Source organism: Seonamhaeicola algicola, assembly GCF_007997385.1.
Classification (GTDB): domain Bacteria; phylum Bacteroidota; class Bacteroidia; order Flavobacteriales; family Flavobacteriaceae; genus Seonamhaeicola; species Seonamhaeicola algicola.
In genome coordinates, this window is record NZ_VOSC01000033.1 from 108,645 (window position 1) to 126,535 (window position 17,891).

Below are 17,891 nucleotides of genomic sequence, written 5' to 3' on the forward strand. Positions count from 1 at the left end.
TTCTTTCTATAAACAAGTTCAAAAAAAATGAAACACACTACATATTTATTTTTATTAGTTTTCTTGGCAGTATTAATTACCAATTGCAAAGTTCAATATGGGTTTTCGCCACCAACATCAATAAAAGCAGACACGTATCAGGTTAACAGGTTTGAAAACACATCACTACTATTTGAACCCGGTTTAGATAGAGATTTTAAATTAGCGTTAGAAGATTTAATACAAAATCAAACCAATTACAGACTAGAACCCTCGGGTGCTGATTTAATTTACGAAGGCGAAATAACCAATTACACCATTGCCCCTACAACATCAACAGCACAAAATACAGCAGCACAAAACCGGTTAACTATTACCGTTAAGGTTAGGTTTTTTAACACTAATAATAGCGAAGACGATTTAGAACAAAGCTTCTCATTCTTTTATGATTTTCCTGCAAGCTCACAATTAGTAGGCTCTGTAAAAGATACAGCTCATGAAGAAATTCTAGACCGCTTAACACAAGATATTTTTAATGCCACTTTAGCCAGATGGTAGCCTAAAATACAAAAAACAACAACATTTATTTATAATATGTAAATTTGGCTAAATCAATGAATTCGTCTCAATTAACAAACATATTGCAAAATCCGCAGCAAGTAACGCACCAACAAACCGATGCTTTACAAAATATTGTTAATGAATTTCCGTATTTTCAAGCAGCACGCGCCATTTACCTTAAAGGCTTAAAAAACCAAAGCAGCTTAAAATACAACCAAGCCTTAAAAACCACAGCAGCTTACACTACAGACCGTAGTATACTTTTTGATTTTATTACTTCTGAAGCATTTTCGCAAAATGAAATATCACAAATCATAAAAAGAAACAGCGTATATTTAAATAATATTGATGTTGATTCTGAAAATATTAATGTAAACAGAAGGGTTATTGAAGATGAAATTTTAAAACAACACATTAATGATACTAAAGATGTTTTAGACCCCGCACTGTTTCAACCCAAAGAACCTCAAAAAAAAGCCGTAAACTTTAGTTTAGACACATCAGAAAGCATTTCAAATGTCACAAAAAATGACAAAGAGACAACACCCTCACCTTCCGAAATTTTAAACTTAGGCCAACCGCTTCAATTTAACAAAAATGAAAAACACTCTTTTAATGAATGGTTAAAATTAACACGTTTTAAACCAATTGAAAGAAAAAACATAAATAATAAAACTGCCCAAAAACAAGAAGAAGCACCACAAAAAAGCATACAAAAAATTGATTCTGAAAAGGCTAAAAAGTTTGAGCTTATAGATAAATTTATAACCAACACCCCAAAAATAACACCCAGCGCAACACCTAGTAAAAAAGGGAATTTAGCCAAAGCTCAAATGGTAAAACCCGAGGCGTTAATGACGGAAACTTTGGCACGAATTTATGTGGAACAAAAAAACTTTAAAAAGGCAATTCAATCTTATAAAATTTTAAGTTTGAAATATCCAGAAAAAAGTAGTTTCTTTGCAAACCAAATTAAGGCAGTAGAACAATTACAAAAACAAAACAATAAAGAATAATGAGTTTTACAATATTTTTAGGTTTAATTGTTGTAGTAGCTTTTTTACTAATAGTTGTTATTATGGTACAAAACCCTAAAGGAGGTGGTTTATCATCGTCTTTTGGTGGTGGCGGTACTCAACAATTAGGAGGCGTAAAAAAAACTACAGACTTTTTAGATAAAAGTACTTGGTATTTAGCAACCTTTTTATTGGTGTTAATTTTAGCATCAAACATAGCTATAAAAGGTGGTAATGAGTCTGCAGACTCAAAAGCGTTAGACACTGATGCGGTAAATGAAATTGAATTACCAACACAGGCTACAGAACCAACAAATAATGGTGCTGCGGCAGATTCTACAGCAACCAACTAAACCAATTAGAAAAATTTAAAAGCCAGCTAAATTAGCTGGCTTTTTTTATGCCTTATAATTTCAAAGACAGTTAATCTGAAAGTTTGTCAGTTAAATGGCATTGGCACATTTTTAGCTTAATGGTAAGGCGTTAAACAATATTAATTTTATAAAAACTATATACAAAATGGGCTTAAACATTAAACCTTTAGCAGACAGAGTTGTTATTGAACCTGCTGCAGCTGAAACTAAAACAGCATCGGGTATTATCATTCCTGATAATGCAAAAGAAAAACCACAGAAAGGAACTGTTGTGGCTGCCGGACCTGGCACCAAAGACGAACCTATTACTGTTAAGGTTGGTGATACCGTTTTATATGGTAAATACGCCGGAACAGAATTAAAATTAGAAGGTACAGATTACCTAATTATGCGCGAAAGTGACATACTTGCAATTGTATAAATAATTGCTTGTTAGTTTCCGCAAAAACAAAAAACCTATAAAATAAAACGATATTAACTTTAAAAAAATTTCTGCACAAACAGGAATTATAAAAATAGTTTTCAATCATGGCAAAAGACATAAAATTTGATATAGATGCACGCGACGGATTAAAACGTGGTGTTGATGCATTAGCAAATGCTGTAAAAGTAACATTAGGTCCTAAAGGACGTAACGTAATAATTTCTAAAAGCTTTGGCGCACCTCACATTACTAAAGATGGTGTATCGGTAGCAAAAGAAGTTGAGTTAGAAGATGCTCACGAAAACATGGGCGCACAAATGGTAAAAGAAGTTGCTAGTAAAACCAATGATTTAGCTGGTGATGGTACTACAACTGCTACCGTATTAGCACAAGCCATTGTAAAAGAAGGTTTAAAAAACGTAGCTTCTGGTGCAAACCCAATGGATTTAAAACGTGGCATAGATAAAGCTGTTGATGCTATTACTAAAGATCTTGAAGCACAAGCACAAGAAGTTGGTAATTCTTCTGAAAAAATAAAACAAGTAGCTGCTATTTCTGCAAACAATGATGACACTATTGGTGAGTTAATTGCACAAGCATTCTCAAAAGTAGGAAAAGAAGGTGTTATTACTGTTGAAGAAGCAAAAGGTATGGACACGTATGTTGATGTTGTTGAAGGTATGCAGTTTGACAGAGGATACTTATCTCCTTACTTTGTAACAGATTCTGATAAAATGGTTGCAGATTTAGAAAATCCGTACATTTTATTATTCGACAAAAAGATTTCTAACTTACAAGAGATTTTACCAATTTTAGAACCCGTAGCACAATCTGGCCGTCCGTTATTAATCATTGCTGAAGATGTAGACGGACAAGCTTTAGCTACTTTAGTTGTAAACAAATTACGCGGTGGTTTAAAAATTGCAGCAGTTAAAGCTCCTGGTTTTGGAGACAGACGTAAAGCTATGCTTGAAGATATAGCTATTTTAACTGGCGGAACTGTTATTTCTGAAGAAAGAGGTTTCACTTTAGAAAACGCCGATTTATCAATGTTAGGTACTGCTGAAACTGTTACAGTTGATAAAGACAATACTACAATTGTTAACGGAAATGGTGATGCTGAAGCTATTAAAGCACGCGTAAACCAAATTAAAGCGCAAATTGAAACAACTACATCAGATTATGATAAAGAAAAACTTCAAGAGCGTTTAGCAAAATTAGCTGGCGGTGTTGCTGTACTATACGTTGGTGCTGCATCTGAAGTTGAAATGAAAGAGAAAAAAGACCGTGTTGATGATGCTTTACATGCTACACGCGCTGCTGTTGAAGAAGGTATTGTTGCCGGTGGTGGCGTAGCTTTAGTTAGAGCTAAAACTGTATTAGCAAACCTTGAAACTGCTAATTTAGATGAAACTACAGGTGTACAAATAGTAAACAAAGCTATTGAAGCGCCTTTAAGAACTATTGTTGAAAATGCTGGCGGTGAAGGCTCTGTTGTAATAAACAAAGTTTTAGAAGGTAAAAAAGACTTTGGTTACGACGCTAAATCTGAAGCTTATGTTGATATGCTTAAAGCAGGTATTATTGACCCTAAAAAAGTAACACGTATTGCTTTAGAAAATGCTGCTTCTGTAGCTGGAATGATTTTAACCACAGAATGTGCATTAATTGACATTCCTGAAGAGGCTCCTGCAATGGGTGGTCATGCACATGGTGGTGGTATGCCAGGTATGATGTAATAACTAATGGTATTAACACATATCTCACTAAAGCTTTACAGTGAGGTGATAAATAAAAAAACGCTTTTCTATTTCTAGAAAAGCGTTTTTTTATGAAAATAAATTGTTTTTTTCTAATCTAAACCAGCCTTATAAACATCTAAAGCGCGTTGTCTGGCATACTTATGTTCAACCATAGGCTCTGGATATTTTGATGTTTCAAACTCAGGAATCCATTGTTTTACATATTTCAAATCTTTATCAAACTTTTTAAGCTGTTCAATAGGATTAAAAATCCTGAAATAAGGCGCAGCATCACAACCAGTTCCTGCTGCCCACTGCCAGTTACCATTATTGGCTGCTAACTCATAATCTAATAACTTTTTGGCAAAATAGGCTTCACCCCATTTCCAATCTATCAATAAGTGTTTACATAAAAATCCAGCAGTTATCATTCTTACACGGTTGTGCATATAGCCTGTTTCATTTAATTGCCGCATACCAGCATCAACCATTGGGTAACCTGTTTTTCCTTCACACCACTTTTTAAAATCTGCTTTATCATTACGCCATTGCACACCATCGTACTTTTGTTTGAAATTTTCAGTAACCACCTTAGGAAAATGATATAATATTTGCATAAAAAATTCTCGCCAAATTAATTCACTTAAAAAAACGCTATTCTTATCATTCAATTTGCTAATTATTTCTCTTACGCTTACCGTACCAAAACGTAAATGCGGACTTAAATAACTTGTAATATCGGCATCTGGGAAATCGCGTTTTTCTTTATAAACATCCAAATTATCAAGGCTATAAGCCTTCACCTTTATGCCTGATTCTTTGAAACCAATTGCACTTAAATCAGGAAAACTGTGTGTTTTATTTAAAAAATTATTGGTGTTTGTTAGTGCTTCAGGGTTTTGAGCTTTATACACCGCTAACCATTTATTTTTATAGGGCGTATAAACCGTGTATGGTTTGCCATCATTTTTTAAAACATCATTTTCTTCATGTATTACTTGATCTTTATAAGTATTGAATGTTATTTGATTATCACTTAAAAACTTAGCTACTTCAGCATCTCTATTTTGGGCATAAGGTTCATAATCTTTATTGGTATAAACGGTTTTAATTTGATAATTCTCAGTTAATTGTTTCCAAACATCAAGTGGTTTGCCTTTTAATACTAATAATGAGGTGTTATGTTTTTTTAACTGATTGTTTATACCCTTCAATTGATCATAAATAAAATTAACTCTGGCATCATCTTCTGGTAATTCATTTAAAATTTGCTCATCAAAAATGAAAACACAAAGCACCTTCTGTGTTCCAGAAAGTGCTTTATTTAATGCCGTATTATCGTGTAATCTTAAATCTCTTCTAAACCAAAATACCGAAATACTATCCATAAAAATTTGTTGTGTTTTTAATTTATAATTAATGAGCGTCTTTTACTTCTTCATCTCGATATTTACAACAGGGATGTACTGAATTGTAAGCCTCATCTGTAGCTTTTTTATCTTTAACATCATGTCCAACAGCTAAAATATTTGCCTGAATAGTATCTAGATTGGTTTTTCGTTCGTCAAAAATTAATTTAAGTTCGTGCGTTTTCACATTCCATAAAGCAGATTTTACACCTTTTGTGTTTAAACTTGCTTTTTCTATGCGGCTTTTACACATCATACAAACGCCATCAACCTCTAAACTGGCTCTTGCATTTTTATTTTGTGAAAATGTTATTGTTGCGGTTAGCATTAATGCTAGTGTTAATATTTTTTTCATGATTATTTTATTTTTTTCATTTCCGCGGAAGCGAAAATCTATTTAAATTATTTATTTTATTTAATTCACTCCTTCATTAGAATGATAGCTACTATTTAATTTTAAACCTCAACCCAGCATAATACATGCTTCCAAAAATTGGGCCGTATACAAATGTGGTATCAAAATTTGCTCCAAAAGGGTCATTAGCTCCTAAAACAGGATTTGATTGCCTTACATTTGTTATGTTTTCGCCACCTAAATATACTTCAAATTTAGGAGAAAACACTTTTGTTACCTGCGCATTTAAGGTTGCCAAAGTTGGTGTGCTTTCTGGTAATTGGTATTGAGATGGATTACCTAATGTTGATGCAAACCTTTGGCTACTTAGCCAGTTAAATGTGGCATCAAACTTCCAACGGCTACGTGCCCCTTCTTCTCTATTAGTTGCATATCCTAAATTTGCAAAAAACCTGTGTTTAGGTGTTAGTGGTTTTTCTAATGTTCCTGATTTATAATCTGTTTTAACATCATAATATTTATAGGCCGTTCTAAAATCAACACCTTCAAACGGGTTATAATTTACTTCTATTTGAAAGCTATTAGCGTAACTATTGCCTTCAAGATTATAAAAACTAATTTCTTGAGGATTTTCAAAATCTACAACAATTTGATTTTTAAAATCGGTTTTATAGAAATCAAAAGTAACATCGGCTTTTCTTCCAAAGAGATTAAAACCTTGTAAATACGATACGCCGTAATTCCATGCAATTTCGGGGTTTAAACCATAAATTTCACCAGTTGTATTTACTATATTAATGCTTCTTGATGTTGAAAATATATTTTGATTTTCGGCAAAAATATTAGCACTGCGCTTGCCACGCCCAACCGAAGCCCTAAATGCCGATTTGCTCCAAGGCGAATATCTTGCATGTAGCCTAGGCGTAATAAAAGTACCTAGTAAGTTATGATGATCTATACGCAGGCCCGCTGTAACATTAAATAATTCTAAATTATCATAATTATATTCAAAAAATGCACCTACAGATTGCTCTGTGCGTTCATAATCTGTTGTATTAACAAGCTCGTCATAATCATCATACGTATAACTAATGCCTGTTTTTATTTTATGTCTGGAATCTGAAATTATAGAATTATAAATAGCATTTGCATACAAACTGTTATGGGTTATATCATAGGTATTCAATCCGAAATATGATTGTTGCTCATGGCTACTAAAAGCGGTTTGCACTCCAATGCTTTGCCATGGAATTTCAGGATTCACATAGCCTAATTTTGCTGAAACTTCGTAGCGCTTGGTATCTATTTCGCTTCCCCAATGGTTTGTAGTAAGCTTGTCGTTATTAGGATTAAAGTCTAATTCACCAGCTTGTTTGTCGTCATTTAAAAACTTCAAATTAATAAAACTAACAAAACCTTTTTCGGCATTGGTGTATTGCCAGCGGTTCATAATATTTATTTGGTTGTAAATTGGCATATCTAAAAAACCATCGTCATTTACATCATGTTTAGCTTGGTGGCTGTTACCATGCACATACAAACCGGTATGCCATTTACTTGAAACCTTAGTGTTTATGTGCGTATTAAGCTCCATACGTTCACTACTTGCTCCGTATAAATTAACAAACAATTTATTATCTGTAGATGGTTTTACAAGTTCTGTATTTATTTGCCCCGCAATACTTTCAAACCCATTAACAACGCTACCCGCTCCTTTGGTTACCTGAATACTTTCTACCCAAGTACCTGGTATAAAACTCAACCCAAACGCTTGTGAAGCCCCACGGATAGAAGGAATATTTTCAGTAGCTATTAATATATACGGACTTGTTAAACCCAACATTTTTATTTGCCTTGTTCCTGTTACAGCATCGGCAAAATTTACATCAATTGATGGATTGGTTTCAAAACTTTCAGATAAGTTACAACAGGCTGCTTTTAGCAACTCATCACTACTTACGGTAAAGGTATTGGTTGCTTGCATATACGATTTAGCTGTTGCTTGTTTTCTTGAAGTTACAGTTACAGCCTCTAAATTATCTGTTGGCTGTAAATAATGTTTAATAGGTTTTGGTGCCGTTACTGTTAAAGTATCTGTTTTGTAACCTACATAACTTATAATTAATTGGCTGTATTCTTTTTTATATTGAAGGGTAAATTTACCATCAATATCGGCCACAGTACCAACATCAGTATGTAACCAATATACATTTGCGCCGGCTAGCCTTATATTTTTATTTTGTGTATTTGCTTCTAAAACTACACCCCTAATTTGCTCTTGTGAGCTAACTAATAACGGTAGTAGAAACAATACATATAATATTTGTTTCATTTTCAATTTAATTTAAGAATAGTTTTTTACTGGTATTTCTGTTTTATAGAAATAAAAAACGCTATTAAATCAAATCAAAAAAACTTGGTCTAAAACTAAAATATTGGTTGTTAATTTTGGTGGAGAATAATCTTTATGCGGTATGGTTTGCTTTGGTAAACTTTCAAAAAGATTATAAAAAGTATAAACAAATGATGTTATGAATAATTGCTGTTGAAACTCTAAATTGTTTGACGATTTTAAAAGTTTATCTTGCCCTTCAACTACATGAACTTCATCTTTACAACACGATTTTTTGGTGGTTTTTTCTAAATCTTGCCCTTGTGTTTCCATGCCACATTTATTGGCATCGGCAAATAAAGACACATCAATTAAAACATCGCCGCAATAATGTTTTTCAACAGTAAAAGATACTGTAGAAATCAACACTAACAATGCTAAAACTGCACAAAAACCTTTATGTAAAAACTGTTTTACCATATACTATCACAAAAATACAAAACAATACTGATACCGTTTTGTTTTTATTAAATGATTAACATTTTAAAGTCTGCTTTTTAAGCTTGTTATAGTAAAATGCGGGTAGTAGAAGTATTAAAAAAATAGGCTGAATTAAAAAACGGCGTATGTTGAAAAACATATAATAATCTTCTTGCTTGGGGTTAATTACAAAGTAACTGTACAACAGCATAAGCACTAAAAAGGCTACAGCGTATACCAAACCAGAAAATTTAACCACATTTATATCTTTAAAAATCACATATAAAATGGCTATTGATATCGTGGTATTAATAGTGTACCGCAATGCTGTAAATATTAAAAGCTTTGCAATTTCACGCCTGGGGCTATCAATGTACAAATAATCGTTTTGAAAAAACTGTAAATACGGATCGTAAAACAACGTTTCTTCAAAAGCTCTTACTAAAATAAGCAACGTAAAGAGCATAAATAACATCAAATATTTTGCAATTTTATACATGCGTGTTTGTTTTTGAAAAACGGTTTACCCAAAACACCCATAGCAAAAACACCATACCATAAATAATAGCCGGAAATATTACGGTGTGTAACACATGCTCATATTCAGGATAATGATACAAACCTATGCTTAACAACACAATTCTTAACAAATTAACTATATAAATTAAAACGCTACCAGCTAATAAAAACACTAGCGTTGTTTTTAATTTTCCTGAAAACGCAATAACAAAACTAACAAACAAAATTATAACACTTATAGCATTGCAACCTTCTATAATACGTGCTAAATACCTACCATTTAAAATAACTTTAATTGATAGCTCATTGGGGTGTGGTAACATTTGCACATTATAACCTAAAGTAGCTAATAATTGCTCGGTTTGTTTTGCTACTAAATGTGTAATGTAGTCTGGGTAATAATTTAAAGTTTCTGAAACGCTTAAATACCAATTATATAAAAATGAAAACCCTACATATACCATTAAAAACGTAAGGATGAATATAATAACCGACTTGTATTTTAACAAAAGTGTTTTCACAAAAAATTACGAATACTAAATACCGAAATTACGCCTTTTTAAATACTTTTGCCAAAACTTTTTTATTTATGATTTTTGAAACTTTAAAACCACAAGTAGACGCTATAATTTCTAACACTGAAAAAACAACAGACCAACGTTTATTAAACATTTGCGAATTACTTGAAAAACACATAACATATTACAATTGGGTTGGTTTTTATTTTGCAAAAGCCGATAAAAAAGAACTGCATTTGGGCCCATACGTAGGTGCACCAACAGACCATACAGTAATTCCGTTTGGCAAAGGCATTTGCGGGCAAGTAGCTGTTAGCAATCAAAACTTTGTAGTGCCCGATGTAATGGCGCAAGATAATTATATAGCATGTAGTATAACCGTAAAAGCAGAAATAGTAGTACCTATTTTTGTTAACGGTGAAAATATAGGGCAAATAGACATAGACTCTAACACTGCCGACCCTTTTACAGAAGCAGATGAACGCTTTTTAGAATATGTTTGCCAAAAAGTAGCTACGCTTTTTTAAAAAACAACAGCTAAACCTTATTAAAAAGTCAATTTATTAAAATTTTAAATTTCAGTAATTAATACGTTACAACTGTTAACAACTTGTTGTTTTAGTTAAGAAATAAGCCTATTTTAAATTAGGCTTTAGTTTGTTATTTAATGATTTTGAGTACTTTTGCAATTTATTACAAAAACTAACTAAAAACACTCAATTTTTTTAAACAACACAACACAAATGAGCAACGAAAAAACAATCAAGTCTGCCTTAATTTCTGTATTTAGTAAAGACGGTTTAGAGCCAATTGTAAAAAAATTAAACGAGCAAGGTGTAACCATTTACTCTACAGGTGGTACTGAAAAATTTATTAATGACTTAGGAATAAATGTTGTTCCTGTTGAAGATGTAACATCGTACCCATCAATACTTGGCGGACGTGTAAAAACACTACACCCAAAGGTTTTTGGCGGTATTTTAAACAGACAAAACAACGACTCTGATGTTGCTGAATTAGCTGAATATGATATTCCGCAAATTGATGTTGTAATTGTAGATTTATACCCTTTTGAAAAAACTGTAGCCTCGGGTGCTAGCAACCAAGATATTATTGAAAAAATTGATATAGGTGGTATTTCTTTAATTAGAGCTGCCGCAAAAAATTATGCAGATGTAATTTGTGTATCTTCGGTTGATGATTATGCTGAATTTTTAGAATTAATTACTGAGAAAAACGGCACACTAACCGAAGCAAACAGAAAACGTTTTGCAGCCAAAGCTTTTAACGTGTCTTCGCACTATGATTCTGCTATTTTCAATTACTTTAACCAAGACCATGAAATAGCTGCTTTAAAAGTAAGCGAAACTAAAGGTAAAGTATTACGCTACGGCGAAAACCCACACCAAAAAGGCTTTTTCTTTGGCAATTTTGATGAGCTTTTCACAAAACTACACGGTAAAGAATTAAGCTACAATAACCTTTTAGATGTCGATGCTGCCGTAAACTTAATGTTAGAATTTAAAAATGACGCTCCTACATTTGCTATTTTAAAGCACAATAATGCCTGTGGTTTAGCACAACGCAACACCATAAAACAAGCCTACGTTGATGCTTTAGCCGGCGATCCTGTTTCAGCATTTGGTGGTGTTTTAATTAGCAATACTGAAATTGATTTAGCTACTGCCGAAGAAATTCATAAATTATTTTGCGAGGTTGTTATTGCCCCTTCATTTAACGCTGAAGCTTTAGAATTATTAAAAGGAAAGAAAAACAGAATTTTACTTGAAATTCATGACATAGACATGCCAAAAATGAATGTAAGAAGCTGTTTAAATGGCGTTTTATTACAAGATAGAAATAACATAACTGATACGGCCGAAGATTTAAAAAACGTAACAAACCTTGCGCCTACAGATGCTCAGATTGAAGATTTATTATTTGCTTCAAAAATTTGTAAGCACACAAAATCTAATACCATAGTACTTGTTAAAGGTAAACAGTTATGCGCTAGTGGCACTGGGCAAACAAGTCGTGTTGATGCATTACAACAAGCCATTCATAAAGCCAACTCTTTTGAGTTTGACTTAAATGGTGCTGCTATGGCTAGTGATGCGTTTTTTCCGTTTCCTGATTGTGTAGAAATTGCTAAAAATGCTGGTATTACATCGGTTATTCAACCTGGTGGATCTATTAAAGACCAATTGAGTATTGATTATTGTAATGATAATGATGTTGCTATGGTTATGACGGGTACACGCCATTTTAAACACTAAGCACAAACCACTGCAAATACACCGCGTTAGGGATTGCAACGGCATCCTTTTTAAAACCTTTGCATTGTGTTACTTTTTTACATGTTAAAGTTTGCTTTTGTATGTAAAAAGCACTTAACAATAAGGTGTTTTAAAAAGATATAGTGAAAAGCCCGACCTTTAGGTAACGCCCAATTTATACACACAATAAAACCTGAAAACAGATTATATACGTATAACAATCATGTGCCTAAAAATATTATTATTTTTAGGCACTTAACTAATGCAATCTTTTATCAACTTTTAGTACATTTACAAGATTTCATATACTAACTCAATAAAACTACAGAAAATACATGGGATTTTTTGATTTCTTAACCGAAGAAATTGCTATAGACTTAGGTACCGCAAATACGCTTATTATTCACAATGACAAGGTTGTTGTTGATGCACCATCTATTGTTGCAAGAGATAGGGTTAATAACAAAATAATAGCGGTTGGGCAAGAGGCTAATTTAATGCAAGGTAAAACCCATGAAAACATTAAAACTATAAGACCGTTGAAAGATGGTGTTATTGCAGATTTTGATGCTTCGGAACAAATGATTAGTATGTTTATTAAAAACATACCGGCTTTAAAAAAGAAGTTTTTTACCCCAGCGCTTAGAATGGTTATTTGTATTCCTTCGGGCATTACAGAAGTGGAAATGCGCGCGGTTAAAGAAAGTGCTGAACGCGTTAATGGTAAAGAGGTATACTTAATACACGAGCCTATGGCCGCTGCTATTGGTATTGGTGTTGATATTATGCAACCTAAAGGTAATATGGTGGTTGATATAGGTGGTGGTACTACCGAAATTGCGGTTATTGCTTTGGGCGGTATTGTGTGTGATAAGTCTGTTAAAATTGCAGGTGATGTATTTACCAATGATATTGTTTACTACATGCGTACACAACACAACCTTTATGTTGGTGAGCGTACTGCTGAAAAAATTAAAATTCAAATTGGTGCTGCTACCGAAGATTTAGAATTGCCTCCTGAAGATATGAGCGTTCAAGGACGTGATTTATTAACTGGTAAACCTAAACAGGTATCAATTTCATATAGAGAAATTGCTAAGGCTTTAGATAAATCTATTTTAAGAATTGAAGATGCCGTTATGGAAACACTTGGGCAAACACCGCCTGAGTTGGCTGCAGATATTTATAATACTGGTATTTATTTAGCCGGTGGTGGCTCTATGCTACGCGGGTTAGATAAACGCTTATCACAAAAAACAGATTTACCTGTTTATATTGCTGAAGACCCTTTACGTGCTGTAGTTAGAGGTACTGGTATTACACTAAAAAACTTACCTAAATACAAAAGTGTATTGATAAAATAGGAGGTTAACACATGCAACAAATTATAAATTTTATAATACGGAACAAAAACTTTCTGTTGTTCTTGTTGCTATTTTTGTTAGCTTTGGTGTTTACAATTCAATCACACTCTTACCATAAAAGTAAGTTTGTAAATTCTGCTAATTTTGTTAGCGGAGGCGTTTATAATTCAGTTAATAACATTAGCGAATATTTACATTTAAAATCGCAAAACCAACTGTTAACCGAAGAAAATAACCGCCTTAGAAATTTGCTTTTTAATAGTAATGTAAATGCAGATTCTACCTTTATTGATACCACAAAGTTTGGCTTAGCTTATAAGTTTTATTCTGCTAGTATTATAAAAAATAGTTACACTACAAAAGATAATATTTTACTTATTAATAAAGGTGAAAAAGATAGTATTAAACAAGATTACGGTGTTATAAGCTCAAAGGGCGTTATTGGTATAATTGACAAAACCAGTAATAGGTTTGCAACAGTTATTTCTATTTTAAACACTACAAACAAAATAAGTGCTCAGTTAAAAAAATCTAACCACTTTGGTACATTAACTTGGAACGGGCAAAACCCTGCAACTGTTCAATTAATTGATATTCCTGTAAACGCAAAAGTAACAGTTGGTGATACTATAATTACATCGGGGCGTTCATCAATATTTCCAAAAAACATAGGCATTGGAGTTGTAAAAGATTTTGAAAAAGATGTTGCCGAAAACTTTTATGAAATAAATATTAGCTTGTTTAATGACATGACCAACCTTGAGCATGTTTATATTATTGAAAACGTACACAAACAAGAAATTAATAACCTGTTAGATGAATAGCTCTTTAATACTAAATATAAGCAGGTTTATTATGTTGGTGCTAGCCCAAGTAATTATTTTTAACAATGTAAATTTTTACGGCTACATAAACCCGTACATTTATATATTATTTATAGCATTTTTTCCTGTAAGAGATAATAGATTAACACTTATTTTTGTAAGTTTTTTAATAGGCTTAACTATTGATATGTTTTTAGATTCTGGTGGAATGCATGCAGCAGCCAGTGTGTTTATAGCCTACATGAGGCCCTTGCTTTTAAGGTGGTCATTTGGCACACTCTATGAGCACCAAACCATACGGTTTACCACTATAGATTTTGGTCCAAAAATTAGTTATTTAATACTTTTAACATTTGCACACCACTTAGTTTTATTTACTTTAGAATTTTTTAGCATATCTAAAACAATTTTAATACTTCAAAAAACGTTATTCTGTGGTATATTTACTGTAATTTTAAGTATAATTTTATCTATCATTTTTAGTAGAAAAACTAAATGAGGCAATTTTTACTCTTTGGATCTGTAATTCTTGTTGGGTTAGTATTTATTTCAAGGCTGTTTTATTTACAAATTTATTCCTTTAATGGTCAAGATTTGTATAGTGACAACGCCATTAGAAAAGTATACGATTACCCCAAGAGAGGCTTTGTATATGATAGAAACGGTGAACTTCTAGTTTCAAACCAACCCTCTTATGACGTTATGGTTATACCCAGAGAGGTAAAACCATTAGATACTACAGAATTTTGCAAACTTTTAAAAATTGATAAAGAACGCTTTTTAAAAACATTTGAAAAAGCAAGAAACTATTCTCCACGTTTGCCATCGGTATTTTTATCGCATTTATCAAAAGAAGACTATGCCGTTTTACAAGAAAAAATGCGCAAGTTTGAAGGTTTTTATATTCAGAAACGTTTTTTACGCCACTACCAACGTTCTATAGGTGCTAACGTTTTAGGTGATATTGGCGAAGTTAACCAACGTATTATAGAACAACAACCCTACTACAAAATGGGCGACCTTATTGGTAAACAAGGTGTTGAAGCTTCATACGAAGAAATTTTAAGAGGCGTAAAAGGCATCAAGTTTATTCAAAAAGACCGGTTTAACCGTAACATAGGCCCGTATAAAGATGGTAAGTTTGATACACTACCAAAACAAGGTAAAGACATACACATTACCATTGATGCTAAACTGCAAGAGTACGGAGAACTTCTTATGCAAAACAAACGCGGTGGTGTTATTGCTATTGAACCTGCATCGGGTGAAATTTTGGCCATGGTTGCAGCACCAACCTACAACCCCAACATGCTAGTTGGCAGAAAACGCTCAAAAAATTTCACAAAACTATATAACGACTCTATAGCAAAACCTCTATTTAATAGAAGTTTACAAGGTGTATATGAACCTGGTTCGCCATTCAAACTCATGAATGCTTTAATTGGCCTACAAGAAGGGGTTATAACACCTCATGACAAAGTAACTTGTTATGCAGGTTATAGGTACGGTAACAGGTTTATGAAATGCCACTGCTATAGCGGAAGAAGGAACGATTTAATTTCTGGTATACAAGAATCTTGCAACGCCTATTTTGCAACAACCTATAGGAAAATTTTAGATAAAAACAATAACGCTTCTGAAGGTATAGACAGATGGAGCAACCATGCTAAAAGCTTTGGTTTAGGTAATTTTTTAAATAACGATTTGTATGTTGGGCAAAAAGGACGTATTCCAGATAGAGACTATTACAAATACATATATCCTAAAACATTTTATTCAACATATACCATTTCAAATGCCATTGGCCAAGGCGAAGTTGCCACTACGCCCATACAACTAGCAAATATGGCAGCAGCCATTGCTAACCGCGGTTATTATTACACACCACATATTATAAAATCTATTAAAGGTGAAGATGTACCAAACCGTTTTACTGAGCGAAAATATACCACCATTGATAAACAACATTTTGAACCTGTTATTGAAGGTATGTTGCAAGTTTACAAAAACGGTACAGCTAAATCATTACAAATAAAAGATATTGATATTTGTGGTAAAACTGGTACTGTTGAAAATTTTGCAATAATTGACAGTACAAAAACACAGTTAACAGACCACTCAATTTTTGTGGCATTTGCGCCTAAAGACAATCCTAAAATTGCCATAGCTGTATTTGTTGAAAACGGTTATTGGGGAAGCAGGTTTGCTGGTAAAGTAGCCAGTTTAATGATTGAAAAACACATTAAAGGCTATACCACAAGAAAAGATTTAGAAGAATGGCTTTTAAAACACACCTTGAAAAATGAATATGCAAAACCATACTCTGGAGAGCCTTTTAAAATTAATGGTCAAACATCATTTCAATTAGTTGATGATAATGAGTACAAACGCTTAAAACAACATTTAAACCATATAGAAAGTAACACCCAATAATGGTAAGAGACACTAACAGGCATTTTAAATTTGATTGGATAACTATTATTCTGTTTTTATTACTAGTTGGTTTTGGTTGGTTAAACATTTTTTCAGCCTCACATATTGGCGAAACCATAAACTATTTTGATTTTACACAACCTTTTGGCAAACAACTGGCTTTTATATTTTTAACCTTTATTTTAATTATTTTACTACTAGCTATTGATGCTAAATTTTATGAACGCTTTTCTAGTGTTATTTATATTTTTTCAATGATATCATTACTAGGTTTATTCCTGTTTGGTAAAAATGTAAATGGAGCCACATCATGGTATGGTATTGGTGGCATGACACTACAACCCAGTGAATTTGCAAAAGCCGCCACAGCCTTAGCTGTTGCCAAATACATTAGCGATTTAAATACTGATATTAAAAGGTTTAAAGACCAACTTAGAACATTTGCTATTATTATTACACCTGCTATTTTGGTGTTGCTTCAAAATGACACAGGTAGTACTATAGTTTACGGTGCATTCTTTTTTGTTTTATATCGTGAAGGTTTACCTAAATTTTATTTAGCTATTGGCCTTTCGGTTATTATTTTGGCAATTTTAGCTTTAAAATTTGGCGCCGTGGCAACTATAGTAATTGCTACTATTTTAATTTTAATCTATTACTTTTTTAACAAAAAAACCTTCAACTTAATACAAACATTATTCATATTACTTTTAGCATCTGGTTTAAGTTTGGGTATTAATTTTTTCTACAAAAGTATATTAAAACCACATCAGCAAGACAGAATAAGCTTATGGCTTAGATTAGAAAAAGATCCTGCCAAGTTAGAAGCTATGAAAAAAACATTTGCATACAACTTAAACGAATCTGAAAAAGCCATACGCTCTGGCGGATTTAAAGGTAAAGGTTTTCTTGAAGGCACCAGAACTACAGGAAAATTTGTACCTGAACAGCATACCGATTATATTTTTAGTACCGTTGGTGAAGAATGGGGGTTTTTAGGCACATCATTTGTAGTTATTGTTTTTGTATTACTACTACTTAGAATATTACACCTAGCCGAATTACAAAAATCTCAATTTAGCCGCGTTTACGGTTATAGCGTAGCATCTATTATTTTCATTCACTTTTTTATAAATGTTGGCATGGTTATGGGCTTAATACCTACCATTGGTATTCCACTACCCATGTTTAGTTATGGTGGCTCTGGGCTATGGGCCTTCACAATTCTAATTTTTATATTTATAAAACTAGATTCTAACAGAATTAATGAGTGGTAGCCAAAAAC

General features: G+C 32.7%; 18 protein-coding genes. 12 read left to right on the forward strand and 6 right to left on the reverse strand.

The annotated features are described in order from the left end of the window. Positions 1-27: 27 nt before the first annotated feature. From FUA26_RS14205 to groL, 5 genes are all read left to right on the forward strand, one after another. Positions 28-537, forward strand: coding sequence for an LptE family protein (locus FUA26_RS14205; RefSeq protein WP_147137558.1), 510 nt, complete (start codon positions 28-30; stop codon positions 535-537). 56 nt (positions 538-593) lie between these two features. Continuing rightward, positions 594-1,556: a hypothetical protein gene (locus FUA26_RS14210; protein WP_147137562.1), complete on the forward strand. Its 963-nt coding sequence runs from the start codon at positions 594-596 to the stop codon at positions 1,554-1,556. Beyond that, positions 1,553-1,909, forward strand: coding sequence for a preprotein translocase subunit SecG (secG, locus tag FUA26_RS14215; RefSeq protein WP_147137565.1), 357 nt, complete (start codon positions 1,553-1,555; stop codon positions 1,907-1,909). Before FUA26_RS14210 ends, secG begins: the two co-directional genes overlap by 4 nt. 166 nt (positions 1,910-2,075) lie before the next feature. Then, positions 2,076-2,351, forward strand: coding sequence for a co-chaperone GroES (locus FUA26_RS14220; RefSeq protein ID WP_147137569.1), 276 nt, complete (start codon positions 2,076-2,078; stop codon positions 2,349-2,351). A gap of 107 nt (positions 2,352-2,458) precedes the next feature. After that, entirely contained in the window at positions 2,459-4,093 is a 1,635-nt protein-coding gene (gene groL / locus FUA26_RS14225; RefSeq protein WP_147137572.1) for a chaperonin GroEL, read from the forward strand. A 113-nt stretch (positions 4,094-4,206) separates the two neighbouring features. On the opposite strand, the gene FUA26_RS14230 is transcribed toward groL, so the two are convergent. From FUA26_RS14230 to xrtF, 6 genes are all read right to left on the reverse strand, one after another. Then, entirely contained in the window at positions 4,207-5,490 is a 1,284-nt protein-coding gene (locus tag FUA26_RS14230; RefSeq protein WP_394344926.1) for a cryptochrome/photolyase family protein, read from the reverse strand. 22 nt (positions 5,491-5,512) lie between these two features. After that, positions 5,513-5,860 (reverse strand): heavy-metal-associated domain-containing protein, encoded by a 348-nt coding sequence (locus FUA26_RS14235; protein WP_147137578.1) that lies wholly within the window; start codon positions 5,858-5,860, stop codon positions 5,513-5,515. 91 nt (positions 5,861-5,951) lie between these two features. Further along, positions 5,952-8,192, reverse strand: coding sequence for a TonB-dependent receptor (locus FUA26_RS14240; protein WP_147137581.1), 2,241 nt, complete (start codon positions 8,190-8,192; stop codon positions 5,952-5,954). Between the two features lie 69 nt (positions 8,193-8,261). Continuing rightward, positions 8,262-8,672 carry an HYC_CC_PP family protein gene (locus FUA26_RS14245; protein ID WP_147137583.1) on the reverse strand — a complete coding sequence of 137 codons (411 nt, stop codon included), beginning with the start codon at positions 8,670-8,672 and terminating at the stop codon, positions 8,262-8,264. Positions 8,673-8,727: 55 nt separating this feature from the next. Next, the gene (locus FUA26_RS14250; RefSeq protein ID WP_147137586.1) at positions 8,728-9,171 is read right to left on the reverse strand and encodes an exosortase F system-associated membrane protein; all 444 of its coding nucleotides are present in this window, start codon (positions 9,169-9,171) and stop codon (positions 8,728-8,730) included. After that, on the reverse strand, positions 9,164-9,712 hold the full coding sequence (gene xrtF, locus FUA26_RS14255) for an exosortase family protein XrtF (RefSeq protein WP_147137589.1): 549 nt from the start codon (positions 9,710-9,712) through the stop codon (positions 9,164-9,166). The genes FUA26_RS14250 and xrtF overlap by 8 nt, the downstream gene beginning before the upstream one ends. Before the next feature lie 68 nt (positions 9,713-9,780). Here xrtF and FUA26_RS14260 point away from each other — a divergent pair, with 68 nt between their 5' ends. From FUA26_RS14260 to rodA, 7 genes are all read left to right on the forward strand, one after another. After that, positions 9,781-10,236 carry a GAF domain-containing protein gene (locus tag FUA26_RS14260; RefSeq protein ID WP_147137592.1) on the forward strand — a complete coding sequence of 152 codons (456 nt, stop codon included), beginning with the start codon at positions 9,781-9,783 and terminating at the stop codon, positions 10,234-10,236. A 216-nt stretch (positions 10,237-10,452) separates the two neighbouring features. Next, positions 10,453-11,985, forward strand: a complete 1,533-nt coding sequence (gene purH, locus FUA26_RS14265; RefSeq protein ID WP_147137595.1) for a bifunctional phosphoribosylaminoimidazolecarboxamide formyltransferase/IMP cyclohydrolase — start codon at positions 10,453-10,455, stop codon at positions 11,983-11,985. Between the two features lie 335 nt (positions 11,986-12,320). Next, the gene (locus FUA26_RS14270) at positions 12,321-13,349 is read left to right on the forward strand and encodes a rod shape-determining protein (RefSeq protein WP_147137598.1); all 1,029 of its coding nucleotides are present in this window, start codon (positions 12,321-12,323) and stop codon (positions 13,347-13,349) included. A gap of 11 nt (positions 13,350-13,360) precedes the next feature. Continuing rightward, entirely contained in the window at positions 13,361-14,173 is an 813-nt protein-coding gene (gene mreC / locus FUA26_RS14275) for a rod shape-determining protein MreC (RefSeq protein WP_147137601.1), read from the forward strand. Then, positions 14,166-14,672 carry a rod shape-determining protein MreD gene (locus tag FUA26_RS14280; RefSeq protein ID WP_147137603.1) on the forward strand — a complete coding sequence of 169 codons (507 nt, stop codon included), beginning with the start codon at positions 14,166-14,168 and terminating at the stop codon, positions 14,670-14,672. Before mreC ends, FUA26_RS14280 begins: the two co-directional genes overlap by 8 nt. Further along, entirely contained in the window at positions 14,669-16,606 is a 1,938-nt protein-coding gene (mrdA, locus tag FUA26_RS14285) for a penicillin-binding protein 2 (protein ID WP_147137605.1), read from the forward strand. Before FUA26_RS14280 ends, mrdA begins: the two co-directional genes overlap by 4 nt. Then, positions 16,606-17,883, forward strand: coding sequence for a rod shape-determining protein RodA (gene rodA / locus FUA26_RS14290; protein WP_147137607.1), 1,278 nt, complete (start codon positions 16,606-16,608; stop codon positions 17,881-17,883). The genes mrdA and rodA overlap by 1 nt, the downstream gene beginning before the upstream one ends. The last annotated feature ends 8 nt before the right edge of the window (positions 17,884-17,891 follow it).

Coding starts and splice junctions, on each gene's coding strand:
- FUA26_RS14205 (WP_147137558.1), top strand. CDS start 28: ATGAAACACACTACATATTTATTTTTATTAGTTTTCTTGGCAGTATTA.
- FUA26_RS14210 (WP_147137562.1), top strand. CDS start 594: ATGAATTCGTCTCAATTAACAAACATATTGCAAAATCCGCAGCAAGTA.
- FUA26_RS14220 (WP_147137569.1), top strand. CDS start 2,076: ATGGGCTTAAACATTAAACCTTTAGCAGACAGAGTTGTTATTGAACCT.
- groL (WP_147137572.1), top strand. CDS start 2,459: ATGGCAAAAGACATAAAATTTGATATAGATGCACGCGACGGATTAAAA.
- FUA26_RS14235 (WP_147137578.1), bottom strand. CDS start 5,860: ATGAAAAAAATATTAACACTAGCATTAATGCTAACCGCAACAATAACA.
- FUA26_RS14240 (WP_147137581.1), bottom strand. CDS start 8,192: ATGAAACAAATATTATATGTATTGTTTCTACTACCGTTATTAGTTAGC.
- FUA26_RS14245 (WP_147137583.1), bottom strand. CDS start 8,672: ATGGTAAAACAGTTTTTACATAAAGGTTTTTGTGCAGTTTTAGCATTG.
- FUA26_RS14250 (WP_147137586.1), bottom strand. CDS start 9,171: ATGTATAAAATTGCAAAATATTTGATGTTATTTATGCTCTTTACGTTG.
- FUA26_RS14260 (WP_147137592.1), top strand. CDS start 9,781: ATGATTTTTGAAACTTTAAAACCACAAGTAGACGCTATAATTTCTAAC.
- purH (WP_147137595.1), top strand. CDS start 10,453: ATGAGCAACGAAAAAACAATCAAGTCTGCCTTAATTTCTGTATTTAGT.
- FUA26_RS14270 (WP_147137598.1), top strand. CDS start 12,321: ATGGGATTTTTTGATTTCTTAACCGAAGAAATTGCTATAGACTTAGGT.
- mreC (WP_147137601.1), top strand. CDS start 13,361: ATGCAACAAATTATAAATTTTATAATACGGAACAAAAACTTTCTGTTG.
- FUA26_RS14280 (WP_147137603.1), top strand. CDS start 14,166: ATGAATAGCTCTTTAATACTAAATATAAGCAGGTTTATTATGTTGGTG.
- mrdA (WP_147137605.1), top strand. CDS start 14,669: ATGAGGCAATTTTTACTCTTTGGATCTGTAATTCTTGTTGGGTTAGTA.
- rodA (WP_147137607.1), top strand. CDS start 16,606: ATGGTAAGAGACACTAACAGGCATTTTAAATTTGATTGGATAACTATT.